The sequence below is a fragment of the Denitratimonas organivorans genome (genome assembly GCF_037478135.1).
GTDB lineage: Bacteria > Pseudomonadota > Gammaproteobacteria > Xanthomonadales > Xanthomonadaceae > Denitratimonas.
On record NZ_JBBHDV010000011.1, the window covers coordinates 66,571 to 91,850 of the forward strand.

Below are 25,280 nucleotides of genomic sequence, written 5' to 3' on the forward strand. Positions count from 1 at the left end.
GGCGACGGCCATCGGGTGTTCCTTGACAGCCCGGTGCACGGCATGGTTTCACTAAATAACCGGGTCCTGTGCCGCATGGCCCGGCCTGACGAGGCACCGGCTGCGCTGGACAAGTCGCGGCCGGACGAGGATGGTGTCGCGGCCCGCGATCCACCGGCTGCGCCGACAGCGCAGCGTTTCCACTGAACAAGAAGGCGACATGCCCAAGAATCTGCTCATCGTCGAATCCCCGGCCAAGGCCAAGACGATCAACAAATACCTCGGCAAGGATTTCCAGGTGCTGGCCTCCTACGGCCATGTGCGCGATCTGGTGCCGAAGGAAGGCGCGGTCGATCCGGAGCGCGATTTCGCGATGCGCTACGACCTGATCGACAAGAACGAGCGCCATGTCGATGCCATCGCCAAGGCCGCCAAGGGCGCCGAGGCGCTCTATCTGGCCACTGACCCGGACCGCGAAGGCGAGGCCATTTCCTGGCATATCGGCGAAATCCTGAAAGAACGCGGGCTGGTCGGCGACAAGCCGCTGCACCGCGTGGTGTTCACCGAGATCACCCCGCGTGCGATCAAGGAAGCCATGGCGGCCCCGCGCGAAGTCTCCGCCGACATGGTCAACGCGCAACAGGCGCGCCGCGCGCTGGATTACCTGGTCGGCTTCAACCTGTCGCCGGTGCTGTGGCGCAAGGTACAGCGCGGGCTGTCGGCCGGCCGCGTGCAGTCGCCGGCGCTGCGCATGATCGTGGAGCGCGAGGAGGAAATCGAAGCCTTCGTCGCGCGCGAATACTGGACCATCCAGGCCGACATGGCGCATCCGGTACAGCCGTTCACGGCGCGTCTGGTGAAGCTGGCTGGCAAGAAGTTCGAACAGTTCGACCTCACCAACGAAACCGATGCCGAGGCGGCACGCGCACGGCTGCTGGCGCTGGCTGGCGGCGAACTGGCTGTGGGCCAGGTGCAGAGCAAGGAGCGCAAGCGCCGCCCGGCACCGCCGTTCATCACCTCCACGCTGCAACAGGAAGCTGCGCGCAAGCTCGGGTTCTCCACCAGCCGCACGATGCGCGTGGCGCAGAAGCTGTACGAAGGCGTGGCGCTGGGCGATGAAGGCACCGTCGGCCTGATCAGCTACATGCGTACCGACTCCACCCACCTGTCGCAGGAAGCGGTGGAGGAACTGCGCCAGGCCATCCTGCGTGATTTCGGCGCGCACGCGCTGCCGCCCACGGCCAATGTCTACAAGGCCAAGTCCAAGAACGCGCAGGAAGCGCATGAGGCGATCCGTCCCACGTCCGCGCTGCGTTCGCCAAAGGCGGTCGCCGCCTATCTGGATCCCGATGGCGCGCGCCTGTACGAACTGATCTGGAAGCGCGCGGTCGCCTGCCAGATGATCCACGCCACACTCAACACCGTGACGGTGGAACTGGAAGCCGGCCCGGAGGACAGCTTCCGCGCCAGTGGCACGACGGTGGTGGATCCGGGCTTTCTGGCGGTGTATGAAGAAGGCAAGGACACGCGCACTGCCGAGGATGACGACGAAGGCCGCAAGCTGCCGGCGATGCGCCAGGGCCAGACCGTGCCACTGGCGGCGATCCTGGCCAACCAGCACTTCACCGAGCCACCGCCGCGCTATTCCGAGGCCAGTCTGGTCAAGACGTTGGAGGAATACGGCATCGGCCGTCCGTCCACCTACGCCAGCATCATTCAGACCCTGCTGAACCGGGAATACGTCTATCTGGATTCACGCCGCTTCCGCCCGACCGATGTCGGCCGCGCGGTGGCGCGCTTCCTGTCCGGCCACTTCACCCGTTACGTCGACTACGACTTCACCGCCAAGCTTGAAGACGAGCTGGACGCGGTGAGCCGCGGCGAACAGGAATGGGTGCCGCTGATGGCGCGCTTCTGGAAGCCGTTCAAGGCGCTTGTGGACGAAAAGAGCGAGTCGGTCGACCGCTCCGAGGCCACCGGCGCGCGCGTGCTGGGCGAGGACCCTGTCAGCGGCAAGCCGATCAGTGTGCGCCTGGGCCGCTACGGGCCGTTCGCCCAGATCGGCACCAAGGAGGACGAGGACAAACCGCGCTTCGCCTCGCTGCGCCCGGGACAAAGCATCCACACCATCACCCTGCCCGAGGCACTGGAACTGTTCAAACTGCCGCGCACCTTGGGCATGGATGGCGAGGAGGAAGTCACGGTGGCGATCGGCCGCTTCGGCCCGTTCGCCAAGCGCGGCAGCACCTACGCCTCGCTGAAGAAGGAAGACGATCCGTACACCATCGAACTGGACCGCGCGCTGTTCCTGATCCGCGAGAAGGAAGAGATCGCCGCCAACCGCATCATCAAGACCTTCGAGGGCTCGCCGATCCAGGTGCTCAACGGCCGCTTCGGCCCCTACCTGTCCGACGGTGAACTCAACGGCAAGATTCCCAAGGACCGCGAACCGGCCAGCCTGACGCTGGAAGAAGTCCAGCAGCTGATGGCCGAAACCGGCAAGCCGGCACGCAAGGGTTTCGGCCGCAAGGGCGCCGCCAAGAAGGCGGCGGTGAAAAAAACCGCAGTGAAAAAGGCGGCGGTCAAGAAGACCGCAGCGAAGAAAGCCCCGGCCAAGAAGGCGGCCGCCAAGAAGGCTCCTGCGAAGAAGGCCGCAGCGAAAAAGACGGCGGTGAAGAAAGCCGCCGCAAAGAAGGCCGCGGCCAAAAAAGCCGGCGCCGACTGAGCCGGCCCGGCAGCGCTGCCCTCAACCTGCGCGAAGATGGGCCCGGTGACTCACACCGGGCTCCCGCTATTGCAGGGCCGGTCTTGGCCGTGATGAGGCTCTCACGGTGATGCAGAGGCGTCACCTCGTGGCCAAGTTGGTTTTCTCAGGCTTTTGACCGACAGTGTTGGGGTTCCTCCGGATCAAGTCCGGGGCCATCACCAGCCTATGACAGCGCCGAGCTTTTGCAGGAGCGGCTTTGGCCGTGATGAGGCTTTCCCGGTGATACCCGGGCATCAATTCGCAGGCCGCGCCGCTTTTTCAGGATGCTGATTGACCGTGCTGGGCCAGCATCCGGGCCGGTTACTGTTCGGCCTCATCCAGCTGGCGCTGCATCGCCTCGTGCTGTTTCTGCAGCTCGCCTTCCACCGCGCGGGCCTTGTCCAGAGGTTCCTGGATCGCGCGTTGCAATGCCTTGTGTTCATCCTTTGGCGGCGGTGGCGGTTCGTTTTCGCCGCAGCCGGCAAGGGTCAGTACGGCAGCGGCAAGCAACATCGCCATGCCTGTGCGAACAGTGTTCATTCCGCTTCCTCCTGCGGTGTGCCGACCGGCCAGCCACGCAGGGTGGCGACGCCGTGGATGGCTTCGATGTCCACCGCGAGCTGGCGCTGCTGGCGACGCAATACGCCGGCATCTTCGGCATCGGGCTGGATGCGGCTTTCCAGCGCCGCATGGCGGGTTTGCAGCTCGGCCAGCGCCTCACCCAGACGAAAAGCTTCCGCATAGGATTCGCTTTGGCACTGCGTCTGGGCGGTCTTGCCGTGACGCCCGTAGTTCCAGCCGTCCACATCGGCGCAGTCGGCGAAGGCCGGCGTGCTGAGCAGCAGTCCAAAGCCAAGAGTGGAGAACAGGGGCAGCAGGGTACGGGTCGACATGGCAGGTTCCTGGAACGATTCCCTTATCCTACCCGCCTGACGCGTCTGGAGGCAGTGATATGTGGAATCCGCGCTGGGGTCTGGCAGGGCAGACTGCACTGGTCACTGGCGGCAGCGCCGGCATCGGTCTTGCCGTGGTGCGCGAACTGCTCGGGTTGGGCGCCGATGTGCTGCTGGCCGCGCGCGATGGCGATATACTGGCGCAGGTGGAAGCCGAGCTGGCCGAGGAGTTTCCCGAGCGCAGCGTGCGTGCCTTTGCCGCCGATGTGGCAATCGCCGACGAGCGTCAGGCTCTGTTCGACTGGGTCGAGGACACCGGTGCCGCGCCGCACATCCTGATCAACAACGCCGGCACCAATACCTCGCGCGCCGCGATGGACTACGCCGAGGACGAATGGCGCGGCATCTTTGAAACCAATCTGTTCGCCGCGTTCGAGATCTGCCGCTACGCCTATCCGCTGCTGCGCCAGCACCCGGCCAGCGCCATCGTCAATGTCGGCTCGGTGTCCGGCCTGACCCATGTGCGCACCGGCGCGCCTTACGGGGCGAGCAAGGCCGCGCTGCATCAACTCACCCGCAATCTCGCCTGCGAATGGGCCGCTGACGGCATCCGCGTGAACGCGGTGGCGCCGTGGTACATCCGCACCCGCCGCACCGCCGGCCCGTTGGCCTTGCCCGAGTATCGCGAAGAAGCGCTGGCGCGCACGCCGATGGGACGTATCGGCGAGCCGGAGGAGGTCGCGGCGGCGGCCGCGTTCCTGTGCCTGCCGGCGGCCAGCTATGTCACCGGCGAATGCATCGCGGTGGATGGCGGTTTCCTGCGATACGGCTTCTGAGGCAGGCCCGCGGTTCGGCAACACCGCTGGGGGTGACATCGCCTGCCTGCACCGGGAAATGGTGGGCTGGTTCATTCGGGCTCAGCCTCGTTCGGTATCCTTGTTTGACAGGGCAACCACCATCCCTTCAGGGGTGCGGAGATTCACATGATTACGATAAGCCACAGCGCCGGTGCCAGGATTCTGGCGCTGGTATTGGCGGGGTTGCCGGCTTTTGCTTTCGCGCAGACGCCGTTGACGTTGCGTCTGGATGCTGACGACCTTGCCCGTCTGAAAGGTCTGTCGGCCGAGGCCACGGTACAGGCAACACTCCGCAACGTGGGCGCGCCTGCGGAGGGAAAGGCCAAAAGCGACTGGACGTTTCGGCGGATTGAGGTCTATGCAGACGATGCTCAGCTCTGGGTCTCGCGTGCCGAGGGCCTGGAGCCTGCCCCGCGCAGCGCGCTGCGGCATTACATCGGCAGCCGCCCCGGCGAGCGCATCGCGCTGTCGCTGATGCCCGATGGCAATCAGGGCGAAGGCTTGTTGTTGGCAGACGATGGCACCTACCGCCTCGAGGTGAAGGCCGCACGTGGCGGCTTGCGTCTTACCGGGACCTCCACCGATGCGGCGCTCCCGGACGGCAGCCTGCCCGAATCGGATTGCATGGGAGGCCTGCATGGCCCGGTGGCAACCGGCAAACTGGCGGGCTTGAACCGCATCGCCCAGATGACCGAAGCATCGCCTGCCGCAGCCAAGGCCGCGACCCGCCGGGTGACGCTGGCGCTGGATACCGACAACGAACTGCTGAACCTGAAGTTCAATAACAACACGACCAACGCCAGCAACTATCTCGCCGCCCTGGTGGCCGGCATGAGTGCCTTTTATGAACTGGACGCCGCTGCGGGCGGGGCGCAGCTTCAACTGCAGATCGGCCACCAGATCCTTCGTCCTTCGACCACGGCGGACCCCTATCCCTCCGCGCCCGGCTCCTCGATGTCGGATCAGCTCAACGAGTTCGGCGGGTACTGGAAGGACAATTACAGCGCGGTCCCGCGGGCTTTTGCGCTGATGATCTCGGGAAAAATCCCGGGTGGCGGTGCGCAGGGCATCGCGTGGCTCCTGACTTCGGGCAACTTCTGCGACGCCACGGGCACGTCCTGGGGTGGACAAACGTTTGGCCACTACAGCGTCAACCGGGTGTTTATTTCGTCCTCGCTGCCGGCCGCGCAGGACGTGACGCTGGTCGCACATGAGTTGGGCCACAACTTCGGCCTGGATCACACCCACTGCACCAATACATCGGGCGCGCGCCCGGCATCGACCAATACGCTGGACCAGTGCTCGAATTTCGAAGGGTCAATCGGCTGCTACAACGGTCCGACATCTTGCCCGAGCAGCGGGGCGGGCGCGCCTCGTGGCACCTTGATGAGCTATTGCCATCTGCTGACGTGCGGTGGCAGCTACCAGAACGCGGGGCTGTTCCATCCCGTCCAGGTCACGATCCTCAATAGCCGCATCGCGAGCCAGCCGGCCAGTTGCGTGCTGCCGTTGGGCACCTCGAACCAGCCGCCGACGATCACCACACCCGCCAGTTTCACTGTCACCGAGGACGTGGCAAGTTCGCTGAATGGAATTTCCTTTGCCGATCCGGATGCCGGCAGCGGCAGTCTCACCGCGACCTTCACGGTGCCAACCGGCAGTCTGAGCGCGCCAAGCTCAGGCGGTGTTGTCGGGGGTGGCACGCCGAATGCGCGAACCCTGCAAGGCAGCCGGACGGCGCTCAACAGCTATCTGGCAGGTGGCAACGTGCGTTACACCACCGCGCTTAACGCCACCGCCAACGTGACCTTGAGCATCGCTATCAACGACAACGGCCACAGCGGCAGCGGTGGTGCGCAAAGTGACTCTGTCAGCCGCACGATCACGGTCAACGCGGTCAACGATGCGCCAACGCTGTTGGCACCGGCATTTCTGCCGGTATTCACGACTGGTAACGTACCGGTATCCGGCGTCGTTTTCGCCGATGTGGATGCCGGCGGTGGCGGCATGACGGTGACGCTGGTGGCGCCGTCCGGAGTCACGCTCAGTGGCGCCAGTGGCGGCGGGGTCACGGCCTCGGGTAGCGGCGGTACCCGAACCTTCAATGGCAGCCTGTCGGCGCTCAACAGTTATTTCGCGGCCGGCACAGCGCGCATGTCGGGGCCTGGTTTCACCGGCCCGGCCAACTTGCAGATCACGATCAACGACAACGGTAATACCGGCAGCGGTGGTGCGAAATCGGCCAGCGCCAGCGTGCAGTTGCGCGGCGGCATCCTGTTCGCCAACGGTTTCGAATAGCTGTTGTACCGGCCAGATGAGTCGGTGAATTCCAGCATCCCGCTTCGTCGGGATGCCGGGAAGCGGCGTTATGTGGAAGGCTCCGCATCCGGGTGCCGTTCCAGCCATGCCGCCAGTTGCTCGCGGTAGTACTGGAGATCCTCGCTGTAGATGTCATGCACGCAGGGGCAGCAGCTGCTGTCGCAGCAGTCGCTGGGCAGTGGCGGTTCCGGTGGCAGCGGGCGCGGGTCCGGATCGGGCAGGGGAATGGCGTCAGGCGTGCTCATCGCCTCATTTTGCCCGAGCCCGGGCGAAGGCGTCGGCCAGCGCCGAACCGGCGTTGACTGCGGCAGCTGCGCCGCCGCGTGCGGAACCGCGATCGGCACCACGCGGGCCACCATGCGGGCGCGCATCGCGTTCGCGTCCCGCCGGCCCGCCGCTGCGTGTCTGGCCCGGCTCGTCGGACAGCCGCATCGACAGGCCGATGCGCTGGCGCGGGATGTCCACTTCCATCACCTTGACCTTGACGATGTCGCCGGCCTTGACCACCTCGCGCGGGTCTTTCACGAACTTCTCCGACAGCGCCGAGACATGCACCAGCCCGTCCTGGTGTACGCCCAGATCGACGAAGGCGCCGAACGCGGCGACATTGGACACGACACCTTCCAGGATCATGCCGGGCTTCAGGTCGCGGATGTCCTCGATGCCTTCGGCGAAGGCGGCGGTCTTGAACTCCGGGCGCGGGTCGCGGCCGGGTTTTTCCAGTTCCTTGAGGATGTCGCGCACCGTGGGCAGGCCGAATTTCTCATCGGTGAAGTTTTCCGGTTTCAGCGAACGCAGGAAGCCGGTATCGCCGATCACCTGCTTCACCTCGCGCCCGCTGCTGGCCAGGATGCGTTCGACCAGCGGATAGGCTTCCGGATGAACCGAGGAAGCATCCAGCGGGTTGTCGCCATCGGCGATGCGCAGGAAGCCGGCGCATTGCTCGAACGCCTTTTCGCCCAGGCGCGGCACCTTCAGCAACGCCTTGCGGCTGGTGAACGCGCCATTGGCGTCGCGATGCTTGACCACGTTTTCGGCGACGCTGGCCGACAGCCCGGCCACGCGCGCCAGCAGTGGTGCCGACGCGGTGTTCACGTCCACGCCGACCGCGTTCACGCAGTCCTCCACGCGCGCATCCAGCGTGCGCGCCAGCTTCACCTGGTTCACATCGTGCTGGTACTGGCCCACGCCGATGGATTTGGGGTCGATCTTGACCAGTTCGGCGAGCGGATCCTGCAAACGCCGCGCAATCGAAACCGCGCCACGCAGCGAGACATCCAGCGTGGGAAATTCCTTCGCCGCCAGTTCCGATGCCGAATACACCGAGGCGCCGGCCTCGCTGACGACGATCTTGCCGATCTTCGCGCCCGGCAGCTTGGCGATCAGTTCACCGGCCAGCTTGTCGGTCTCACGCGAGGCGGTGCCGTTGCCGATCGCGATCAGGGTCACCCCGTGCTTCTTGCACAGCACGCCCAGCTCAGCCAGCGAGGCATCCCATTGGCGGCGTGGCTCGTGCGGGAACACGGTGGCGGTATCGAGCAGCTTGCCGGTGGCATCGACCACGGCCACCTTGACCCCGGTGCGGATGCCCGGATCCAGCCCCATGACCACTTTCGAGCCGGCTGGCGCGGCCATCAGCAGATCCTTGAGGTTGTCGCCGAAAATGCGGATCGCCTCGTCCTCGGCGGCGGCGCGGGCCTGGCCGAACAGGTCGATGGTCAGGTGCAGATGCAGCTTCACCCGCCAGGTCTGGCGCACCGTATCGAGCAGCCAGCGGTCACCGGCACGGCCATGATCGGCGATGCCCACATGCACCGCGACCCGGCCTTCGGCCTCGGCATGGCCGGCGGCGATGGCGTCGTCCAGCGCATCGGAAGCGACGATTTTCGGTGCGCTGCTGGAAAACGGCAGCAGCGCCAGATCGATGATGCCTTCCTTGCTGGCGCGGAACAGCGCCAGCAGGCGATGCGAGGGAATCTGCGCCACCGCTTCGACATGGTCGAAATAGTCGCGGTACTTGGCGCCTTCGGTTTCCTTGCCGGCGATCACGCGCGCCCGTACCCGGCCATGGGCGTGCAGGAAGTTGCGCATCTCGCCGACCAGCGCGGCGTCCTCAGCGAAGCGCTCCAGCAGGATCGCGCGCGCGCCATCGAGCGCGGCCTTCACATCGGCCACGCCCTTTTCCGTATCGACATAACCGGCGGCAACCGCCTCGGGTGTCAGGGATGGATCATTGAACAGTGCATCTGCCAACGGCTCCAGCCCGGCTTCGCGTGCGATCTGGCCCTTGGTGCGGCGTTTGGGCTTGTAGGGCAGGTACAGGTCTTCCAGCCGCGCCTTGGTATCGGCCGCCAGCAGGTCGGCGCGCAGCGCATCGCTCATCTTGCCCTGCTCCTCGATGCTGGCGATCACCGCCGCACGCCGATCTTCGAGTTCGCGCAGATAGGACAACCGCTCTTCCAGCAGGCGCAGCTGCGTATCGTCCAGCCCGCCGGTGACTTCCTTGCGGTAGCGCGCGATGAACGGCACGGTCGCGCCCTCGTCCAGCAGGGCGATGGCGGCAGTGACCTGGGCGGGCTGCGCCGCGATATCGGTGGCGATGGTCTGGGCGATGCGGTGTTGGAGTTGGGACATGGATCCTTTCCGATGAAACGCGGCCACGCTGGCCGCCAGACGAAAACGCCATCGGGGAGCGACGGCGGGGGCGGAAGTTTAGCTGGCCTTGTTTGGCGCGTTGGGTCTGGGCTACTCACAAGCGCACAGAATCGCCTCTGCACGGCCACGCGACACGCCCTGGGTGCAGCCAAGGCCGGGATAGGCGGAACATTGGCCTTCAGCTCGCTTGCCGGGTTTGATGGTGTGGGAGGTCTGACAGATTCCCTGGCACTGTGCATGATCGGTACAGGGTTGGCCGATGTCGGTGATGCGCTGTTTGCACAACGCCAGCTCGGCACCTTCGACACCAGACCAGATGCCATCGTGGGCGAGGCATTCGCTTTCGCTGAGCATGCCCAGATGCATATTGAGGGAGTATTTATCCGTCCATGCAGGCAGGCGTGTCTCGCCTAGACTGGTGCAGCCCGTACACAAGGCGATGAGGCACAGCCACAGGACTCTGGATGCGATTTGAGGCATGGGAGCTTTATGCAGGAGGGCTTCGGCCGCGATTGTTGCTCATCGTGGCTGAAGTTTCCCTGCGAGCGGTCGCCAGCAAGCTCGCTCCTGCCGGGAGGCGGTAGGGTCAGGCCAGATAGCGCGCAATCGCCAACCCGGCCTCACGCCCGTCATGCACGGCGGTGACGACCAGATCCGCACCGCGCACATTGTCCCCGCCTGCAAAAATCTTCGGATGGCTGGTCTGGTAGCGCAGGCCGGCATCCTGTGCCTTGATGCGGCCATCGGCCTCCAGCGCGACGCCGTGTTCGGCCAGCCACGGCGCGGGGCTGGGGCGGAAGCCGAAGGCCAGGATGACCGTGTCTGCGGGCAGCAGTTGTTCGGATCCTTCGACGATTTCGGCGTTGCGCCGGCCTTGGGAGTCGGCGAGGCCGAGGCGGGTCTGGGCCTCGCGCACGCCGAGCAGGGTGCCGTGTTCGTCATGTTCGATCGCCAGCGGTTGGCGGTTGAACGCGAATTGCACGCCTTCCTCGCGCGCATTCGCGACTTCGCGGCGTGAGCCGGGCATATTGGCTTCATCGCGGCGGTAGGCGCAGGTGACCTGCGCCGCGCCCAGGCGCACGGAGGTGCGCACGCAGTCCATCGCGGTGTCGCCGCCGCCGAGCACGACAACGCGCTTGCCGGCCATGTCCAGGCGCGGATCGGGCGTGCTGTCTCCGGCCAGCAGCCGATGTGCATTGGCGGTCAGGATGTCCAGCGCCAGGTGCACGCCGGCGCCGTGCTGGCCGGGCAGGCGGCCATCAACAGGGGTATAGGCGCCGGTGCCGACGAAGACTGCGTCGTAGTCGCGCAGCAGCTCGGCGAAGGGCAGGTCGCGGCCGATGTCCACGCCGAGGTGGAAGTGCACGCCCATCGCTTCGAGCACGCCACGGCGGGTGGCGATGACTTCCTTTTCCAGCTTGAAGGTCGGGATGCCGAAGCTCAGCAGGCCGCCGATCTGCGGGTGGCGGTCGAACACGTGCGCTTGTATGCCATGCCGTGCCAGACGATCAGCGCAGGACAGCCCGGCCGGGCCGGCACCGATCACCGCCACGCGTTTGCCGGTGGCTTTGACCTGCGAAAGATCGGGCCGCCAGCCCTGACGGAAGGCTTCATCGACGATGTACTTTTCGATGGCCCCGATAGTGACCGCACCGAAGTCGTCATTGAGCGTGCAGGCACCTTCGCAGAGGCGGTCCTGCGGGCAGATCCTTCCGCAAATTTCCGGCAGCGGGTTGGTTTCGTGCGCCAGCGTGGCGGCCTCGAACAGGCGTCCGGCGCGCGCCAGCGCCAGCCAGTTCGGGATGTAGTTGTGCACCGGGCACTTCCACTCGCAGTAGGGATTGCCGCAATCCAGACAGCGCGCGGCCTGCGCCGCAGCTGCATCGGGATCGAAGCCGCCGTAGATCTCCTGCCAGCCGTTGACGCGCACCGGCGTCGGCAGCGGGGCCGGCATCCGGCGCGGCAGGTCGATGAACTGGAACAGCGGATCAGCCATCGCCGCTTCTCCTGTTGCCGCGGCCGTTGAAGGCGCTGGACCACGGTGCTGCGGTGGCTTTCATCGAAGCGATTGCGGTGTTCATCATGCCGCCCTCCGCAGGGTGTTGATCAGGCTTTCCAGCGAGGCCGCGCGTGGCTTGACCACCCAGAACTTGCCGACGAAATCGCGGAAGTCACCGAGGATCTGCTGCCCCCACACGCTGCCGGTATGCGCCACGTGGTGCAGGATCTGCTGGCGCAGGTGCTGGATCTGGCTGTCCATGCTTTCCGGTGAGAAGCGGTGGATGTCGATCAGTTCGTGGTTGTAGCGGTCGACGAAATCGCGCTCCATGTCCAGCACATAGGCGAAGCCGCCGGTGAAGCCGGCACCGAAGTTGACCCCGGTGCGCCCCAGCACGGTGACCACGCCGCCGGTCATGTACTCGCAGCAGTGGTCGCCGGCGCCTTCGATCACGGCGGTGGCGCCGGAATTGCGTACCGCGAAGCGTTCGCCGGCGCGGCCTGCGGCATAAAGTTCGCCGCCGGTGGCGCCATACAGGCAGGTGTTGCCCATGATCGGCGCGTGGCGCGCTTCGAAGCGGCTGTCGGGTGGTGGCCGCAGCACCAGCCGGCCGCCGGCCATGCTCTTGCCGACGTAGTCGTTGGCGTCGCCTTCGAGCAGCAGCTCCAGACCGGCGACGTTGAACGCGCCGAAACTCTGCCCGGCCACCCCGGCAAGATGCAGCCTGAGCGGCGCATCGGCCATGCCGTGATTGCCGTGGCGGCGCGCGATCTCGCCGGCCAGTGTGGCACCGATGGCGCGGTCGCTGTTGCGCACGGTGAAATGGAAATCGCCGCCGCTGCGGTGTTCGATGGCCGGGCCGATCTGTTGCAGCATCTGCCGTGCCAGTGGCGCGTCATCGTGCGGGGTGTTGGCCGGCTCGGTGCAGAAACGCGCGGCATTGGGCGCGGCGCCGGCATCGGACAGCAACGGGGAAAGATCGAGGCCGCGCTGCTTGGCGGTGGTGCCTTCCAGAATCGTCAGGTATTCGGTGCGGCCGATCAGGTCTTCAAGCCGGCGCACGCCGAGTACGGCCATCCATTCGCGGGTTTCCTCCACCACGAAGCGGAAGTAGTTCATCACCATTTCCGGCAGGCCGATGAAGTGCTGTTCGCGCAGGCGTTTATCCTGTGTCGCGATGCCGGTGGCGCAGTTGTTCAGATGGCAGATGCGCAGGTATTTGCAGCCCAGCGCGATCATCGGCGCGGTACCGAAACCGAAACTTTCTGCCCCCAGGATCGCCGCCTTGATCACGTCCAGCCCGGTCTTCAGCCCGCCATCGGCCTGCAGGCGCACGGTGTGCCGCAGTCCGTTGGCGCGCAGTGCCTGCTGCGCTTCGGACAGGCCCAGTTCCCACGGCGTGCCGGCGTATTTGACCGAAGACAGCGGCGAGGCACCGGTGCCGCCGTCGTAGCCGGAAATGGTGATCAGATCGGCATGCGCCTTGACCACGCCGGCGGCAATCGTGCCCACGCCGGCATGGCTGACGAGCTTGACGCTGACCAGCGCGGTCGGATTGACCTGTTTCAGGTCGAAGATCAGTTCGGCCAGGTCTTCGATCGAATAGATGTCGTGATGCGGCGGCGGGGAAATCAGGCCGATGCCGGGCTTGGCGTAGCGCAGCCGCGCGATCAGTTCGTTGACCTTGTGACCGGGCAACTGCCCGCCTTCGCCGGGCTTGGCGCCTTGCGCGACCTTGATCTGCAACACCTCGGCATTGACCAGATACTCGGGCGTGACGCCGAAGCGACCGGAGGCCACCTGCTTGATCTTGCTGCGCTTCTCGCTGCCGTAGCGCGCCGGGTCTTCACCGCCTTCGCCGGAATTGCTGCGGCAGCCGAGGCGATTCATCGCGATGGCCAGTGCTTCATGTGCTTCGGGCGACAGCGCGCCGAGCGAGATGCCGGCCGAATCAAAACGCGGCAACAGGTTTTCCGCCGGCTCCACTTCGGAAAGCGGAATCGGGGTGCGGGAAGGATCGAGTGCGAGCAGATCGCGCAGCGTCGTGACCGGGCGCGCGTTCACGTGCTCGGCGAACACCTTGTAATCGGCGTAATCGCCGCTGCGCACCGCGCGTTGCAGGCTGCCGACCACGTCCGGGTTGTAGGCGTGGTATTCGCCGCCGTGCACGTATTTGAGCAGGCCGCCGGGCGGCAGCGGCGTGGTCTGGTCGGCGCTGGCGCGCACCTGCGCTTCCACTTCCTGCTGCAACGCTTCCCAGCTCGCTCCGCCGATGCGTGAGGGTGTGCCCGGGAAGCACAGATCCACGATATCGCGCTCCAGCCCGATGATCTCGAACAGGCCCGCGCCGCGATAACTGCCGATGGTGGAAATGCCCATCTTCGACATGATCTTGTACAGGCCCTTGCAGATGCCGCGCCGGTAACTGCGTCCCAGCTGCGCCGGCTCGCTGCCGCGCTTGGCATCCAGAATGCCGGCGCGGCCCAGGTCGAACAGGGTCTGGTAGGCCAGATACGGATACACCGCGGTGGCACCGAAGCCGATCAGGCAGGCGAAATGGTGCGGATCGCGCGCGGTCGCGGTTTCGATGATCAGATTGCAGTCGCAGCGGATGCCGCTGCGCACCAGACGGTCATGGATCGCGCCGGTGGCCAGCAGCGGATGCACGAAATTGTGCCCGGCCGGCGGATCAAGATCGCTCAGCATCAGGATCACCGCGCCCTCGCGCACCGCGCGCTCGGCCTCGTCGCAAAGGCGCAGCAGCGCCTGCCGCAAGCATTCGGAAGACGGGTCGTGGTACAGATGCAGCGTGGTCTGGGACTGGCGGAAGGCATCCATCGCCAGGATCTGGCGCAGCTTGCGCTGGCTCAGCACCGGCGAATTGATGATCACCTGGTGTGCGCTTTCCGGCGTCAGTTCAAACGGATTGCCTTCGCGCCCGATGGGTGTCGACAGGCTCATCACGATCGACTCGCGTAAGGGATCGATCGGCGGATTCGTCACCTGCGCGAAGGCCTGGCGGAAATAGTCGTAGAGCGAACGCTGCTGTTGGCTGAGCACCGCCATCGGGGTGTCATCGCCCATCGAGCCGGTGGCTTCCTGCTCGGTTTCGGCCAGCACGCGCAGCACCGATTCGCGCTCCTCGCGCGAGAGCGTGAACAGCTTCTGGTAACGCTTCAGCGTGGCCGGGTCCATCGGTTCGGCCGCCAGTGAAGGGTCGATCAGATCCTGCTCGACATATTTCAGGCCGTTCTTCAGCCAGCGCTTGAACGGTGCGCGGCTCCTGTTGATGGCATCGATGCGGGTGTTGTCCAGCAGCTCGCCCGAATACAGGTCCACCGCCAGCATTTCGCCGGGGCCGAGCTTGCCCTTGGCCACGATCTCCTGCGGCGGGCAATCCCAGACCCCGGTTTCCGAGGCCACGGTCAGGTGCCGGTCGCGCGTCAGCGACCAACGCGCCGGGCGCAGGCCGTTGCGGTCCAGGGTGCAGGCGGCATAACGCCCATCGCACAGCACGATGCCGGCCGGGCCGTCCCACGGATCGCAGTTCAGCCCGAAATACTGGTAGAACGCGGCCAGATCCGGATCGGTGTGTTCCAGCACCGAGGTTGCCGGCGGCACCAGGATGCGCATCGCGCACAGCAGATCCATGCCGCCGGCCAGCAGCAGTTCCACCATGTTGTCCATGCTCTGAGAATCCGAGCCGTGCATCGAGATCGGCGGTTGCAGTTCGCGCAGATCCAGTGCCGGCGTATGCCACTTGGCGACGCGCGCCGTGGCCCAGCGGCGGTTGCCTTCGATGGTGTTGATTTCACCGTTGTGCGCCAGCAGCCGGAACGGCTGCGCCAGCGGCCAGCGCGGCGCGGTATTGGTGGAAAAACGCTGGTGGAACAGGGCCACGCCCGAGGCCATCGCCGGGTGCGCAAGATCGGGGAAGAAATCAGCCAGCGCCGGGGCCAGCACCAGTCCCTTGTAGCCCAGGGTCGAGGCCGACAGGCTGACGACGTAGAAGTCTTCGATATCGGCCAGACGCATCTCGGCGCGGCGTCGTGCCAGGAACAGCATGCGCTGCATCCCGGCCTGGCCGGTCGCTGCCTGCGGGCAGACGAACACCTGTTCGATACGCGGCAGGCAGGCCAGACCGATCGGGCCGCAGGCCGATTCGTTGATCGGCACCCGGCGCCAGCCGGCGACCTGGATGCCGACCCGTTCCAGTTCTTCGGTCAGCACCGCACGGGCGCGCTGCGCGTTGCCGGCATCCTGCGGCAGGAAGATATTGCCGGCGCAGAACCCATGCCCCAGACGGATGCCGGCCTCGTCCGCGACGCTGCGCAGGAACTCCTCGGGCCGGTGCAACAGCAGACCGCAGCCGTCGCCGGTACGGCCATCGGCCAGAATCGCGCCGCGGTGCGACATGCGCGCCAGCGAGGACAGTGCGGTGTCCACCAGCCAGCGGCTGGGCTGGTTGTCGAGCTGGGCAATCAGGCCGAAGCCGCAACTGTCGTGCTCAAGTCGCGGGTCGAGCAGCCCCCGGGTGTGGGTCGACGCCATGTGCCTTCCTTGTGTCGTGATGCCCGTCCGGACATCCGATCCGGATGGTCACGCGCCGGCTCTGATGCTGTGCACATCGACACCGGACCTGCCTGCGGCGACACTTCCATGCATTGCCAGGACAGCGCCGCCGGCAGCCGGATGGCCGCGACGCGCCGTTGGGTTGGGAGTCGAATAAAACACAGTTTGTTGCAGTGCCGCAATAAAAAATTTCAATGGATTCGTGCCACGCGCCAGTCGCGCTGGAGGCAGGAAAGCCCATCGGCCAACTTGTCGGAATAGCGTTCCGCTCCCCTCTCCCGCCTGCGGGAGAGGGGTTGGGGGAGAGGGAGGATTTCTCGCAGCCTCAGCTCAATTCCTGCGGTTTTTGGTTCCCGCGCAACGCCGTCACTGCGGCGAGGATCGCTTCCAGTACCGCCTCGGTCTCCCCAAGCACCTGGTGATTCCAGAAGCGCAAAACGGTGAAGCCCTCGTTCCGAAGGAATCCGTCACGGTGCTGGTCATAAGTGGCCTGCTGCTCGTGTTGCCCGCCGTCGACTTCGACGATCAGTGGCGGGTCAAAGCAGATAAAGTCGACGATGTACGGGCCGACGGGTTTCTGGCGCTTGAACTTCAGGCCCAGAAATCGCTTGGCCCGCAGCCTGTACCAGAGATGTTGCTCGGCATCGGTCTGGTGGCTGCGCAGATATCGTGCGCGTTCGAGCAGCGTCATGGCGGTTGCTCCGGGTCAGGTATTGCCAGATGTTGCCTGATTGCCGCGATGTCTTTCCGAAGTCACCCTCTCCCCCAGCCCCTCTCCCGCAGGCGGGAGAGGGGAGTTTTCTTATCCGGTTTCCGGTATCGCCGCTGCCGGCGCGCGTTTCTTCTCCAGCCGCGACAGCGCCAGGAAGATCGACGGGGTGGTGTAGAGCGTCAGCACCTGGCTGACCAGCAGGCCGCCGACGATGGCGATGCCCAGCGGTTGGCGCATTTCCCAGCCTTCGCCGGTGGCCAGCATCAGTGGCAGGGTGCCGAACAGGGCGGCCAGGCTGGTCATCAGGATCGGGCGGAAGCGCAGCAGCGCGGCTTCCTGGATCGCGGCGTGCGCGGACAGGCCGCGTTCGCGTTGTGCGGCGAGCGCGAAGTCCACCATCAGGATGGTGTTCTTCATCACCACGCCCACCAGCAGGAACAGGCCCAGCAGCGAGATCAGGTCCAGCGGTTTGTTGCTCAGCAGCAGCGCCAGCAGTGCGCCGATGCCGGCCGAGGGCAGGATCGAAAGGATGGTCAGCGGCTGGATCGGGCTTTCGTAGAGAATGCCCAGCACGATGTAGACCGCCAGCACCACGCCCAGGATCAGCCACAGCTGACGCTGGCGCATTTCCTTCAGGCTGCCGGCCTCGCCCGAGAGCTGGCCGATGACTTCGCTGGGCAGCATGATCTGCGCCATCGCGGCATCGATGGCGTTGACCGCTTCGTCTAGCGTGACGCCCGGCGCCAGCGCGAACTGCACCCGGGTGGAGGCGAACTGGCCGCGATGCTGGACCCGGTCCGGCGCGATGCCGTAGTCGTAGCTGGCGAATGCTGAAAGCGGCACGCGCTGACCGTCGCCGGCAATGGCGTAGACCTGGTCCAGCGTGTCCGGATGCTGGGTGTGGCGCGGGTCCAGTTCCATCACCACGCGGTACTGGTTGAGGCTGCCGTAGAGCGTGGCGATCTGGCGCTGGCTGAAGGAGTTGCTCAGCACCGAGGCGATGGTGCGCATGTCCACGCCCAGCCGTGCGGCGGCGTTGCGGTCGATGTCCAGCGCCACCTGGCGTGCGCCTTCGTCGCCGGAGGCCTGCACATCGACCAGTTCCGGCAGCAGCGTCAGTGCATCGGCCACGCGCGTGGTCCAGCTGCGCAGCAGGTCCAGTTCGCCGGACATCAGCTCGAACGAATAGTTGCCGTCGCCTCCGCCACCCCCGCCGCCGATGCGCAGGTCCTGGTCGACCCACAGCCACAGCCGGCCGCCGGGGATTTCCGGGGTCTGCGCGCGGATCCGGTCGATCACCTGCTGGCTGGAAATGCCGCGTTCGGCCAGCGGCTTGACCTTGATCATGATGAAGGCGTTGTTGATGCCTGAGCTGCCGCCGATGTAGCCGATGATGTCTTCGATCGCCGGATCGTCCATCAGCACCTGGCGGTAGACATCCAGTTTGGGCTGCATCACCTGGAACGAGAGGCCGTCGTCGCCGCGCGCAAAACCGCGCAACTGGCCGGTGTCCTGCTGCGGCACCACGCCCTTGGGCACGATCATGAACAGCCAGATGTTGAAGCCGATCACCAGTGCGAACAGCGTCAGCAGCAGCGCGCGATGCTGCAACGAGGCCGCCAGGCTGCGCGCATAACCGGCCCGCAGCCGGGCGAAGAAGCGCCGGCCGGCCTGCTGCACGCGGTTCGGTGGTGGCAGATCCTCGCCGCGTCGCAGCAGGCGTGCGCACAGGCTCGGGGTCAGGCTCAGCGACACCGCCAGCGATACGAACATCGCCGCCACCAGCGTCACCGAGAACTCGCGGAACAGGCGTTCGACAAAATCGTCCAGGAACAGGATCGACACGAACACCACTGCCAGCGCCAGGTTCATCGACAGCAGCGTGGCGCCGACCTCGCGCGCGCCGCGCAAGGCGGCGGGTAGCGGCGCCATGCCGGCTTCGATATGGCGCGAGATGTTTTCCAGCACCACGATGGCATCGTCCACCACCAGCACCGCCGCCACGATCAGCGCCATCAGCGACAGCGTGTTGAGCGAAAATCCGCACAGCCAGATCACTGCCAGGGTGCCGGCCAGCACCACCGGAATCGCCAATGTCGGCAGCATCGCGGCGCGCAGGTTGCCAAGGAAGGCCAGCACCACCAGCACCACCAGCGTGACCGCCAGCAGCAAGGTGATCTGCGCTTCGGACAGCGTGGCGCGGATCACCGGCGAACGGTCCATCGCCACGCTCAGATCCACGCCTTCGGGCAGCAGTGCACGCAGCGCCGGAATCTGCGCGTGGATCAGGTCGATGGTGTCGACCACGTTGGCATCGGGCTGGCGGTTGACCACCAGCAGCACCGCGTCGCGGTCGTTGTGGAAGCCGGCGGCGTAGCGGTTTTCGACGCCTTCGGAAACCTGTGCCACATCGCCCAGCCGCACCGGTCGGCCGTCGCGCCAGGCGACCAGCAGTTCGGAGTAATCGGCTGCATCGCGCAGTTGCAGATTGGCCTCCACCTGCCAGCTGCGGCGGCCGTCCTGCACCGCGCCCAGCGGTCGCAGTGCATTGGTGCTGCGGATCGCGGCGGCGACTTCATCCAGCGCGATGCCGTACTGGTTCAGCGCGTTGGGATCGAGCGACACCCGCACCGCAGGCAGCGAACCGCCGCCGACATCGACCTGACCGACGCCGGGAATCTGGGTCAGCTTCTGCGCCAGGATGGTCGAGCCCAGGTCGTACAGCGCGCCCGGCGTCAGGCGTTCGGAACTGAGCGCCAGCGCCAGGATCGGCGCCTGCGAGGGATTGATCTTGCGCGCCTGCGGCAGGCCCGGCATGCCGCTGGGCAGCTGCGGTGCGGCCTGGTTGATCGCGGCCTGCACATCGCGCGCGGCATCGTTGATATCGCGCCCCAGATCGAAGCTCAGATCGATGCGCGCCATGTCCTGCGAGCTGTTGGAGCGGATCTCGGTGATGCCCGGAATCGCGCCGAGCGCACGCTCCAGCGGCGTGGCCACGTTCGCCGCCATCGACTCGGGACTGGCGCCGGGCAGGCTGGCGGTGACCTGGATCGCCGGATAATCCACCTGCGGTAGTGGTGCCACCGGCAGCATGCGGTAGGCCAGCGCACCGGCCAGCACCAGCGCGATCGCCAGCAGCGCGGTGGCGATCGGGCGCTGGATGAAGATGCGCGACAGGTTCACCGTGGCCGGTGCCGAGCCGTCCTCACGCATGACCGTCCGCCGTCGCTGCGGCCATATCCGGATTGCCGCCGGCATCGCGCTTGCCACGGTGCGCGAGTCGGTCGAAGAACAGGTAGATCACCGGCGTGGTGTAGAGCGTCAGCACCTGGCTGACGATCAGGCCGCCGACCATCACCAGCCCCAGCGGCTGGCGCAGTTCGGCGCCGGAGCCGGTGGCCAGCATCAGCGGTACCGCGCCGAACAATGCCGCCAGCGTGGTCATCAGGATCGGGCGGAAGCGCAGCAGTGCGGCTTGGTGAATGGCTTCGCGCGGCGCCATGCCGTCGTGGCGTTCGGCGTCGAGTGCGAAGTCGATCATCATGATCGCGTTCTTCTTGACCAGGCCGATCAGCAGGATCACGCCGATGATCGCGATCAGGTCCAGGCTGGTGCCGGTCAGCAGCAGCGCGGCCAGCGCGCCGACCGTGGCCGAGGGCAGGGTGGACAGGATCGTCACCGGGTGGATGAAGCTTTCGTACAGCACGCCCAGCACGATGTACATCACCAGCACCGCCGCCAGGATCAGCCACAGGGTGGAGGAGAGCGAACCACGGAAGGCTTCGGCCGCGCCCTGGAAGCGCGATTCGATGCTGGCCGGCAGGCCGATCTCGGCTTCAGCGGCCTCGATCGCGGCGACCGCTTCGCCGAGCGACACACCGGGTGCCAGATTGAACGAGATCGTCGTGGCCGGGAACTGGCCGATATGGTTGCGCAGCAGTGTGCTCGGGCGTTCCTGCACGCGCGCGATGCCGGCCAGCGGCACCGGTTCTCCACTGGCCGAGTTGACCCGGATGCGGCCCAACGCTTCGGGCCCGAGCTGGAACTGCGGCATCGCTTCGAGCACCACGCGGTACTGGTTGGCCTGGGTGAAGATGGTGGAAATCTGGCGCTGGCCGAAAGCGTCGTACAGCGCCTCGGCGATGTCGGCGGCGCTGATGCCCAGGCGCGCGGCGGCGGTGCGGTCGATCTCCAGCCAGGCCTGGCTGCCCTGTTCGGCCAGATCGCTGGCCACATCCAGCAGTTGCGGCTGCTGTTGCAGATGCGAGACGAGCCGTGGCGTCCACAGCGCCAGCGCATCCATGTCCGGGCTGGACAGGCTGAACTGGTACTGGGTGCGGCTGATGCGGTCCTCGATCGACAGTTCCTGCACCGGTTGCAGGTACAGCGCGATGCCCGGCACGCTGGCCACGCGCTGGCGCAGGCGTTCGATCACTTCTTCGGCGCCGGCATCGCGTTCGGCGTGCGGCTTGAGTTCGATCAGCATGCGGCCGGTGTTGAGGGTGGAATTGGTGCCGTCCACGCCGATGAAGGACGACAGGCTGGCCACGTCCGGGTCTTCCAGCACCACATCGGCCAGCGCCTGCTGGCGCTGCGCCATGGCCTGGAACGAGACCGATTGCGGCGCCTCGCTGATGCCCTGTATCAGGCCGGCATCCTGCACCGGGAAAAAGCCCTTCGGCACTGCCACATACAGCGCAACGGTCAGCGCCAGCGTCGCGACCGTGGCCAGCAGCATCAGCGGCTGGCGGTTCAGCACCCAGGTCAGGGTGCGATCGTAGAACGCGATGACGCGGTCGAACATGTCGCCCTGCTGGTGCGAATCGTGCGCCGCGCCGTCGCCGGATTGGCGCTTGAGGAAATACGCGCACAGCATCGGCGTCAGCGTCAGCGAGATCACCAGCGACAGCGCGATCGCCACCGCCAGCGTGATCGCGAATTCGTGGAACAGGCGGCCCACGACATCGGCCATGAACAGCAGCGGGATCAGCACAGCGATCAGCGACAGCGTCAGCGAGATCAGCGTGAAACCGATCTGTTTGGCGCCCTTGAGCGCGGCCTGCATCGGTCTTTCGCCGGCTTCCAGATGGCGCGCGATGTTTTCCAGCATCACGATCGCGTCATCGACGACGAAGCCGGTGGCAATCGTCAGCGCCATCAGGGTCAGGTTGTTGAGCGAAAACCCGGCCAGGTACATGACCCCGAAGGTGCCGACCAGCGACAGCGGCACCGCGATCGACGGGATGATCGTGGCGGCCATGTTGCGCAGGAACACGAAGGTCACCATCACCACCAGCGAGATCGCGATGACCAGTTCCTTCTGTACCCCGCTGATGGAGGCGCGGATCGATTCGGTGCGGTCCGACAGCACCGTTACATCGACATCCTGCGGCAGCGTGTTGGTCAGGCGCGGCAGCAGGCCGCGCACCTGGTCCACGACCGCGATCACGTTGGCGCCGGGCTGGCGCTGGATGTTGACCAGCACCGCCGGCGTGTCACCGGACCAGGCCGCCAGATAGCGGTTTTCCGGGCCCTGTTCCACCGTGGCCACGTCACGCAGGCGCAGCGCGCCGCCGTCGCGCCAGGCCAGCACCAGCTCCTGGTATTCCTCGACCGAGCGCATCTGGTCGTTGGCGTCCAGCATCACCGCGCGGGTCGGGCCGTCGAAACTGCCCTTGGGAAGATTGACGTTGGCGGCGGAAATCGCGCGCCGGATGTCGGCGCTGGTGAGGCCGGCCGAGGCCAGTGCGACCGGATTGACCTGGATCCGCACCGCCGGACGCTGGCCGCCGGCCAGGCTCACCAGCCCGACACCGGGAATCTGCGCCAGACGCTGCGCCATCCGGGTATCGACCAGATCGTAGATTTCCGGCAGCGGGCGCGTGTTCGAGGTCACCGCCAGGGTCAGGATCGGAGTGTCGGCCGGGTTGACCTTGCGGTAGATCGGCGGCACCGGCAGATCGTTGGGCAGGAAGCTGCCGGCGGCGCTGATCGCGGCCTGCACTTCCTGCTCGGCGATGCCGATGTCCACTTCCAGACTGAATTGCAGCGTGACCACCGAGGCTCCGCCGGAGCTGGTCGAGGACATCTGCTTGAGCCCGGGAATCTGCCCCAGGCGGCGTTCCAGCGGCGCGGTCACGGCGCTGGTCATCACTTCCGGGCTGGCACCCGGATACAGCGTGGTGACCTGGATGATCGGGTAGTCGACCTGCGGCAGCGCCGCCACCGGCAGCAGGCGGTAGGCCAGCACGCCGGACAGCAGCAGCGCGATCATCAGCAGCGTGGTCGCTACCGGGCGCTCGATGAACGGGCGCGAGAGGTTCATGGCGTCTGGGTTTCGTCTTCGGCGGGCAGCGGCTCACCGTCCTCGACGATGGTCACGCTGCTGCCTTCGCGCAGCCGGTCCAGCCCTTCCAGCACCACGCGCTCGCCCGGCGCCAGTCCTTCCAGCACGATCACGCGTTCGCCTTCGCTGGCGCCCAGGCGCAACTGGCGGATGCTGACGGTGTCGTCCTGACCCACGACGAATGCGAAGTTGCCGCTGCTGCCGTATTGCACCGCGGCGTTCGGGATCGTGGTGGCCTCGTCGCTGCTGACGCGCAGGCGCACATTGACGAACTGGTTCGGAAACAGGCGGCCATCGTCGTTGTCGAAATGCGCGCGCAGGCGCAGCGTGCCGGTCTGGGTGTCGATGCGGTTGTCCAGGCTGGCGAGCGTGCCTTGTGCCAGCAGATGTTGTTCGTTGCGGTCCCAGGCCTCGACCGCCAGCGCCGGGCTGGCGCGCACCGCATCGAGCAGACGCGGCAGCTCGGATTCGGGCACGGTGAACAGCACGCTGATCGGGTCCATCTGGGTGATCGTGACCAGCCCTTCGCTGTCGCCGGCGCGCACCAGATTGCCCACGTCCACATTGCGCAGGCCGACACGGCCGGAGATCGGCGCGGTGATGCGGGTGTAGGACAGTTGCAGCCGCGCATCATCAACGCTGGCCTGATCGGACTGGCGCCGGGCCTGGTATTCGCGCACCAGCGATTCCTGCGCGCTCAGTTGCTGCGCCGAGACATGGCCCTTGACCTGCAATTCGCGGTAGCGGTTCAGTTCGGTCTGGGCGTTTTCCAGCTGCGCCAGGTTCTGGGCCTGCTGGCCGCGTGCCTGCGCCAGCTGGACTTCATAGGAGCGCGGGTCGATGCGTGCCAGCAGATCGCCGGCTTCGACCTTCTGGCCCTCGTCGAAGGCCACTTCCACCAGTTCGCCATCGACCCGGCTGCGCACCGTGACGGTGTTCAGCGCGGTCACGGTGCCGAGTGATTTCAGGTGCAGATCCAGGCGCCCGTGTTCGGCCGGCGCCACCCGCACCGGTACCGCCATCGAGCGCATGTCGCGCCAGCGCCGCTGCTGCTGGGACTGCTCCGGTTCCGGTCCGAATTTCTGCCAGGCCAGGATGCCGATCACGACAAGGGCGACGCCGCCCAGCAGCCAGAAGAAGGGGCGCAGGCGGTTGGGGGACGGGGCAGGGGCTGGCATGGAATCTCCTGGGGACGCACGGCGTCCTCGCGCGTGGACACGGTGCGGAAAACGGGGTTGTAGGCGTGGTGGCGGCTGCGCAGGACGAGAAGCGTGACGGGAGTAGGGCCGGACGACCCGCATTCGAACCGCGCACTCTAATCCGGGGATGGGGCACCGGCGTCTGCCAAAAGGCATGTTGCCGGCCGCCGGGACAGCATCGGTTTGGCGGGGCGGTCCGGACAGGGACCGCGCGCGGCGTCAATGGTTCACGTCGGCCATCAGTTCCAGCAGCCCGGCGCGGAATTGCGGGCCGCCGCCGTGCGCCGGGTGGCGCAGCTTGACCGCGTCCACGCCCAGTTCCTTCAGGCAGGTCATGCCGATATTGCCCACCGCCGCGATATGGCGCGGCCGGTACAGGGAAATCAGTTTTTCCAGCTGCGGCAGCGCGTCGCGGCGCAGTTCGGCCGGGGTCGGGGTGCGGTTGGACTCGTCCACGCCGGGCTTGTGCGGGTGCAGCGGAAACGCCGGCCACACCAGCGGCGGGCAGGGCAGTTCCTGGATCACGCGCTGCACCACGGTGGAACTGGCTTCGCTGCAGAGTTTTTCGGCAGGTTCGATCAGCCGGTAGCCGGCCGCCTCGCCGCCGAACAGGCCGAAGCGGTCGGCCGGGCCCATCATGATCTTTTCCGAACAGAAGTTGACCCCGGTGCGCCAGGTGCCGCGATAGCCGGGCGCCTCGCCGATCAGCAGCACGCCCGGGCGCCACGGCAGCAGTTGTCCGAGGAAGATTTTGAGGTTGGAAAGGCGGATGCGCCCGGCTTCGGTGTCCGGGTCATACAGCGCATGCGCATCGGCGCGGTCGGAAAATTCCTTCAGCATTGCGAACCACGGCGCCAGCCGGGTCAGCATGCGGCGTGCGAAAGCGTGGTCCATGCCGGTTCCTCCAAAGATGCGCGAAACAAGCCTGCCGGCCATGGTACTGCCGGCGTCCGAAAGAGGTGTTTGAAGCTGAACCCGCGTTCATTGTTTCGCGCTTTCGGGT

Annotated in this window: 16 protein-coding genes; 4 read left to right on the forward strand and 12 right to left on the reverse strand. The window is 66.3% G+C overall.

Annotated features, from left to right (window positions below; translation table 11 throughout):
• The first annotated feature begins 42 nt into the window (after positions 1-42).
• On the forward strand, positions 43-186 hold the full coding sequence (locus WDB66_RS11670) for a hypothetical protein (RefSeq protein ID WP_339398765.1): 144 nt from the start codon (positions 43-45) through the stop codon (positions 184-186).
• Between the two features lie 13 nt (positions 187-199).
• Positions 200-2,704 (forward strand): DNA topoisomerase I, encoded by a 2,505-nt coding sequence (locus WDB66_RS11675; protein ID WP_339398766.1) that lies wholly within the window; start codon positions 200-202, stop codon positions 2,702-2,704.
• 342 nt (positions 2,705-3,046) lie between these two features.
• On the opposite strand, the gene WDB66_RS11680 is transcribed toward WDB66_RS11675, so the two are convergent.
• Both WDB66_RS11680 and WDB66_RS11685 read right to left on the reverse strand, forming a co-directional pair.
• On the reverse strand, positions 3,047-3,265 hold the full coding sequence (locus WDB66_RS11680; RefSeq protein WP_339398767.1) for a hypothetical protein: 219 nt from the start codon (positions 3,263-3,265) through the stop codon (positions 3,047-3,049).
• Complete coding sequence (locus WDB66_RS11685) at positions 3,262-3,618, reverse strand: hypothetical protein (RefSeq protein ID WP_339398768.1); 357 nt, start codon at positions 3,616-3,618, stop codon at positions 3,262-3,264. The genes WDB66_RS11680 and WDB66_RS11685 overlap by 4 nt, the downstream gene beginning before the upstream one ends.
• A gap of 59 nt (positions 3,619-3,677) precedes the next feature.
• Between WDB66_RS11685 and WDB66_RS11690 the strand changes: the two genes are divergently transcribed.
• Positions 3,678-4,454 (forward strand): SDR family oxidoreductase, encoded by a 777-nt coding sequence (locus tag WDB66_RS11690; RefSeq protein ID WP_339398769.1) that lies wholly within the window; start codon positions 3,678-3,680, stop codon positions 4,452-4,454.
• Positions 4,455-4,601: 147 nt separating this feature from the next.
• Complete coding sequence (locus WDB66_RS11695; RefSeq protein ID WP_339398770.1) at positions 4,602-6,773, forward strand: M12 family metallo-peptidase; 2,172 nt, start codon at positions 4,602-4,604, stop codon at positions 6,771-6,773.
• A gap of 68 nt (positions 6,774-6,841) precedes the next feature.
• Here WDB66_RS11695 and WDB66_RS11700 read toward each other — a convergent pair whose 3' ends face one another.
• From WDB66_RS11700 to WDB66_RS11745, 10 genes are all read right to left on the reverse strand, one after another.
• Positions 6,842-7,039, reverse strand: a complete 198-nt coding sequence (locus WDB66_RS11700) for an oxidoreductase-like domain-containing protein (RefSeq protein ID WP_339398771.1) — start codon at positions 7,037-7,039, stop codon at positions 6,842-6,844.
• A gap of 4 nt (positions 7,040-7,043) precedes the next feature.
• Positions 7,044-9,428: a Tex family protein gene (locus tag WDB66_RS11705; protein WP_339398772.1), complete on the reverse strand. Its 2,385-nt coding sequence runs from the start codon at positions 9,426-9,428 to the stop codon at positions 7,044-7,046.
• A gap of 111 nt (positions 9,429-9,539) precedes the next feature.
• Positions 9,540-9,929, reverse strand: a complete 390-nt coding sequence (locus WDB66_RS11710; protein ID WP_339398773.1) for a hypothetical protein — start codon at positions 9,927-9,929, stop codon at positions 9,540-9,542.
• Between the two features lie 106 nt (positions 9,930-10,035).
• Complete coding sequence (locus WDB66_RS11715; RefSeq protein WP_339398774.1) at positions 10,036-11,445, reverse strand: FAD-dependent oxidoreductase; 1,410 nt, start codon at positions 11,443-11,445, stop codon at positions 10,036-10,038.
• 84 nt (positions 11,446-11,529) lie between these two features.
• Positions 11,530-15,999, reverse strand: a complete 4,470-nt coding sequence (gltB, locus tag WDB66_RS11720; protein WP_339398775.1) for a glutamate synthase large subunit — start codon at positions 15,997-15,999, stop codon at positions 11,530-11,532.
• Between the two features lie 346 nt (positions 16,000-16,345).
• The gene (locus tag WDB66_RS11725; protein ID WP_339398776.1) at positions 16,346-16,711 is read right to left on the reverse strand and encodes an endonuclease domain-containing protein; all 366 of its coding nucleotides are present in this window, start codon (positions 16,709-16,711) and stop codon (positions 16,346-16,348) included.
• Between the two features lie 111 nt (positions 16,712-16,822).
• A complete protein-coding gene (locus tag WDB66_RS11730) occupies positions 16,823-19,945 on the reverse strand; it encodes an efflux RND transporter permease subunit (RefSeq protein ID WP_339398777.1) in 3,123 nt (1,040 codons plus the stop codon).
• A complete protein-coding gene (locus tag WDB66_RS11735; RefSeq protein ID WP_339398778.1) occupies positions 19,938-23,057 on the reverse strand; it encodes an MdtB/MuxB family multidrug efflux RND transporter permease subunit in 3,120 nt (1,039 codons plus the stop codon). Before WDB66_RS11735 ends, WDB66_RS11730 begins: the two co-directional genes overlap by 8 nt.
• Entirely contained in the window at positions 23,054-24,256 is a 1,203-nt protein-coding gene (locus WDB66_RS11740; protein WP_339398779.1) for an MdtA/MuxA family multidrug efflux RND transporter periplasmic adaptor subunit, read from the reverse strand. Before WDB66_RS11740 ends, WDB66_RS11735 begins: the two co-directional genes overlap by 4 nt.
• A 240-nt stretch (positions 24,257-24,496) precedes the next feature.
• Positions 24,497-25,171 carry a uracil-DNA glycosylase gene (locus tag WDB66_RS11745; RefSeq protein ID WP_339398780.1) on the reverse strand — a complete coding sequence of 225 codons (675 nt, stop codon included), beginning with the start codon at positions 25,169-25,171 and terminating at the stop codon, positions 24,497-24,499.
• Between the last annotated feature and the right edge of the window lie 109 nt (positions 25,172-25,280).

Coding starts and splice junctions, on each gene's coding strand:
- WDB66_RS11670 (WP_339398765.1), top strand. CDS start 43: ATGGTTTCACTAAATAACCGGGTCCTGTGCCGCATGGCCCGGCCTGAC.
- WDB66_RS11675 (WP_339398766.1), top strand. CDS start 200: ATGCCCAAGAATCTGCTCATCGTCGAATCCCCGGCCAAGGCCAAGACG.
- WDB66_RS11680 (WP_339398767.1), bottom strand. CDS start 3,265: ATGAACACTGTTCGCACAGGCATGGCGATGTTGCTTGCCGCTGCCGTA.
- WDB66_RS11685 (WP_339398768.1), bottom strand. CDS start 3,618: ATGTCGACCCGTACCCTGCTGCCCCTGTTCTCCACTCTTGGCTTTGGA.
- WDB66_RS11690 (WP_339398769.1), top strand. CDS start 3,678: ATGTGGAATCCGCGCTGGGGTCTGGCAGGGCAGACTGCACTGGTCACT.
- WDB66_RS11695 (WP_339398770.1), top strand. CDS start 4,602: ATGATTACGATAAGCCACAGCGCCGGTGCCAGGATTCTGGCGCTGGTA.
- WDB66_RS11700 (WP_339398771.1), bottom strand. CDS start 7,039: ATGAGCACGCCTGACGCCATTCCCCTGCCCGATCCGGACCCGCGCCCG.
- WDB66_RS11705 (WP_339398772.1), bottom strand. CDS start 9,428: ATGTCCCAACTCCAACACCGCATCGCCCAGACCATCGCCACCGATATC.
- WDB66_RS11710 (WP_339398773.1), bottom strand. CDS start 9,929: ATGCCTCAAATCGCATCCAGAGTCCTGTGGCTGTGCCTCATCGCCTTG.
- WDB66_RS11715 (WP_339398774.1), bottom strand. CDS start 11,445: ATGGCTGATCCGCTGTTCCAGTTCATCGACCTGCCGCGCCGGATGCCG.
- gltB (WP_339398775.1), bottom strand. CDS start 15,999: ATGGCGTCGACCCACACCCGGGGGCTGCTCGACCCGCGACTTGAGCAC.
- WDB66_RS11725 (WP_339398776.1), bottom strand. CDS start 16,711: ATGACGCTGCTCGAACGCGCACGATATCTGCGCAGCCACCAGACCGAT.
- WDB66_RS11730 (WP_339398777.1), bottom strand. CDS start 19,945: ATGCGTGAGGACGGCTCGGCACCGGCCACGGTGAACCTGTCGCGCATC.
- WDB66_RS11735 (WP_339398778.1), bottom strand. CDS start 23,057: ATGAACCTCTCGCGCCCGTTCATCGAGCGCCCGGTAGCGACCACGCTG.
- WDB66_RS11740 (WP_339398779.1), bottom strand. CDS start 24,256: ATGCCAGCCCCTGCCCCGTCCCCCAACCGCCTGCGCCCCTTCTTCTGG.
- WDB66_RS11745 (WP_339398780.1), bottom strand. CDS start 25,171: ATGGACCACGCTTTCGCACGCCGCATGCTGACCCGGCTGGCGCCGTGG.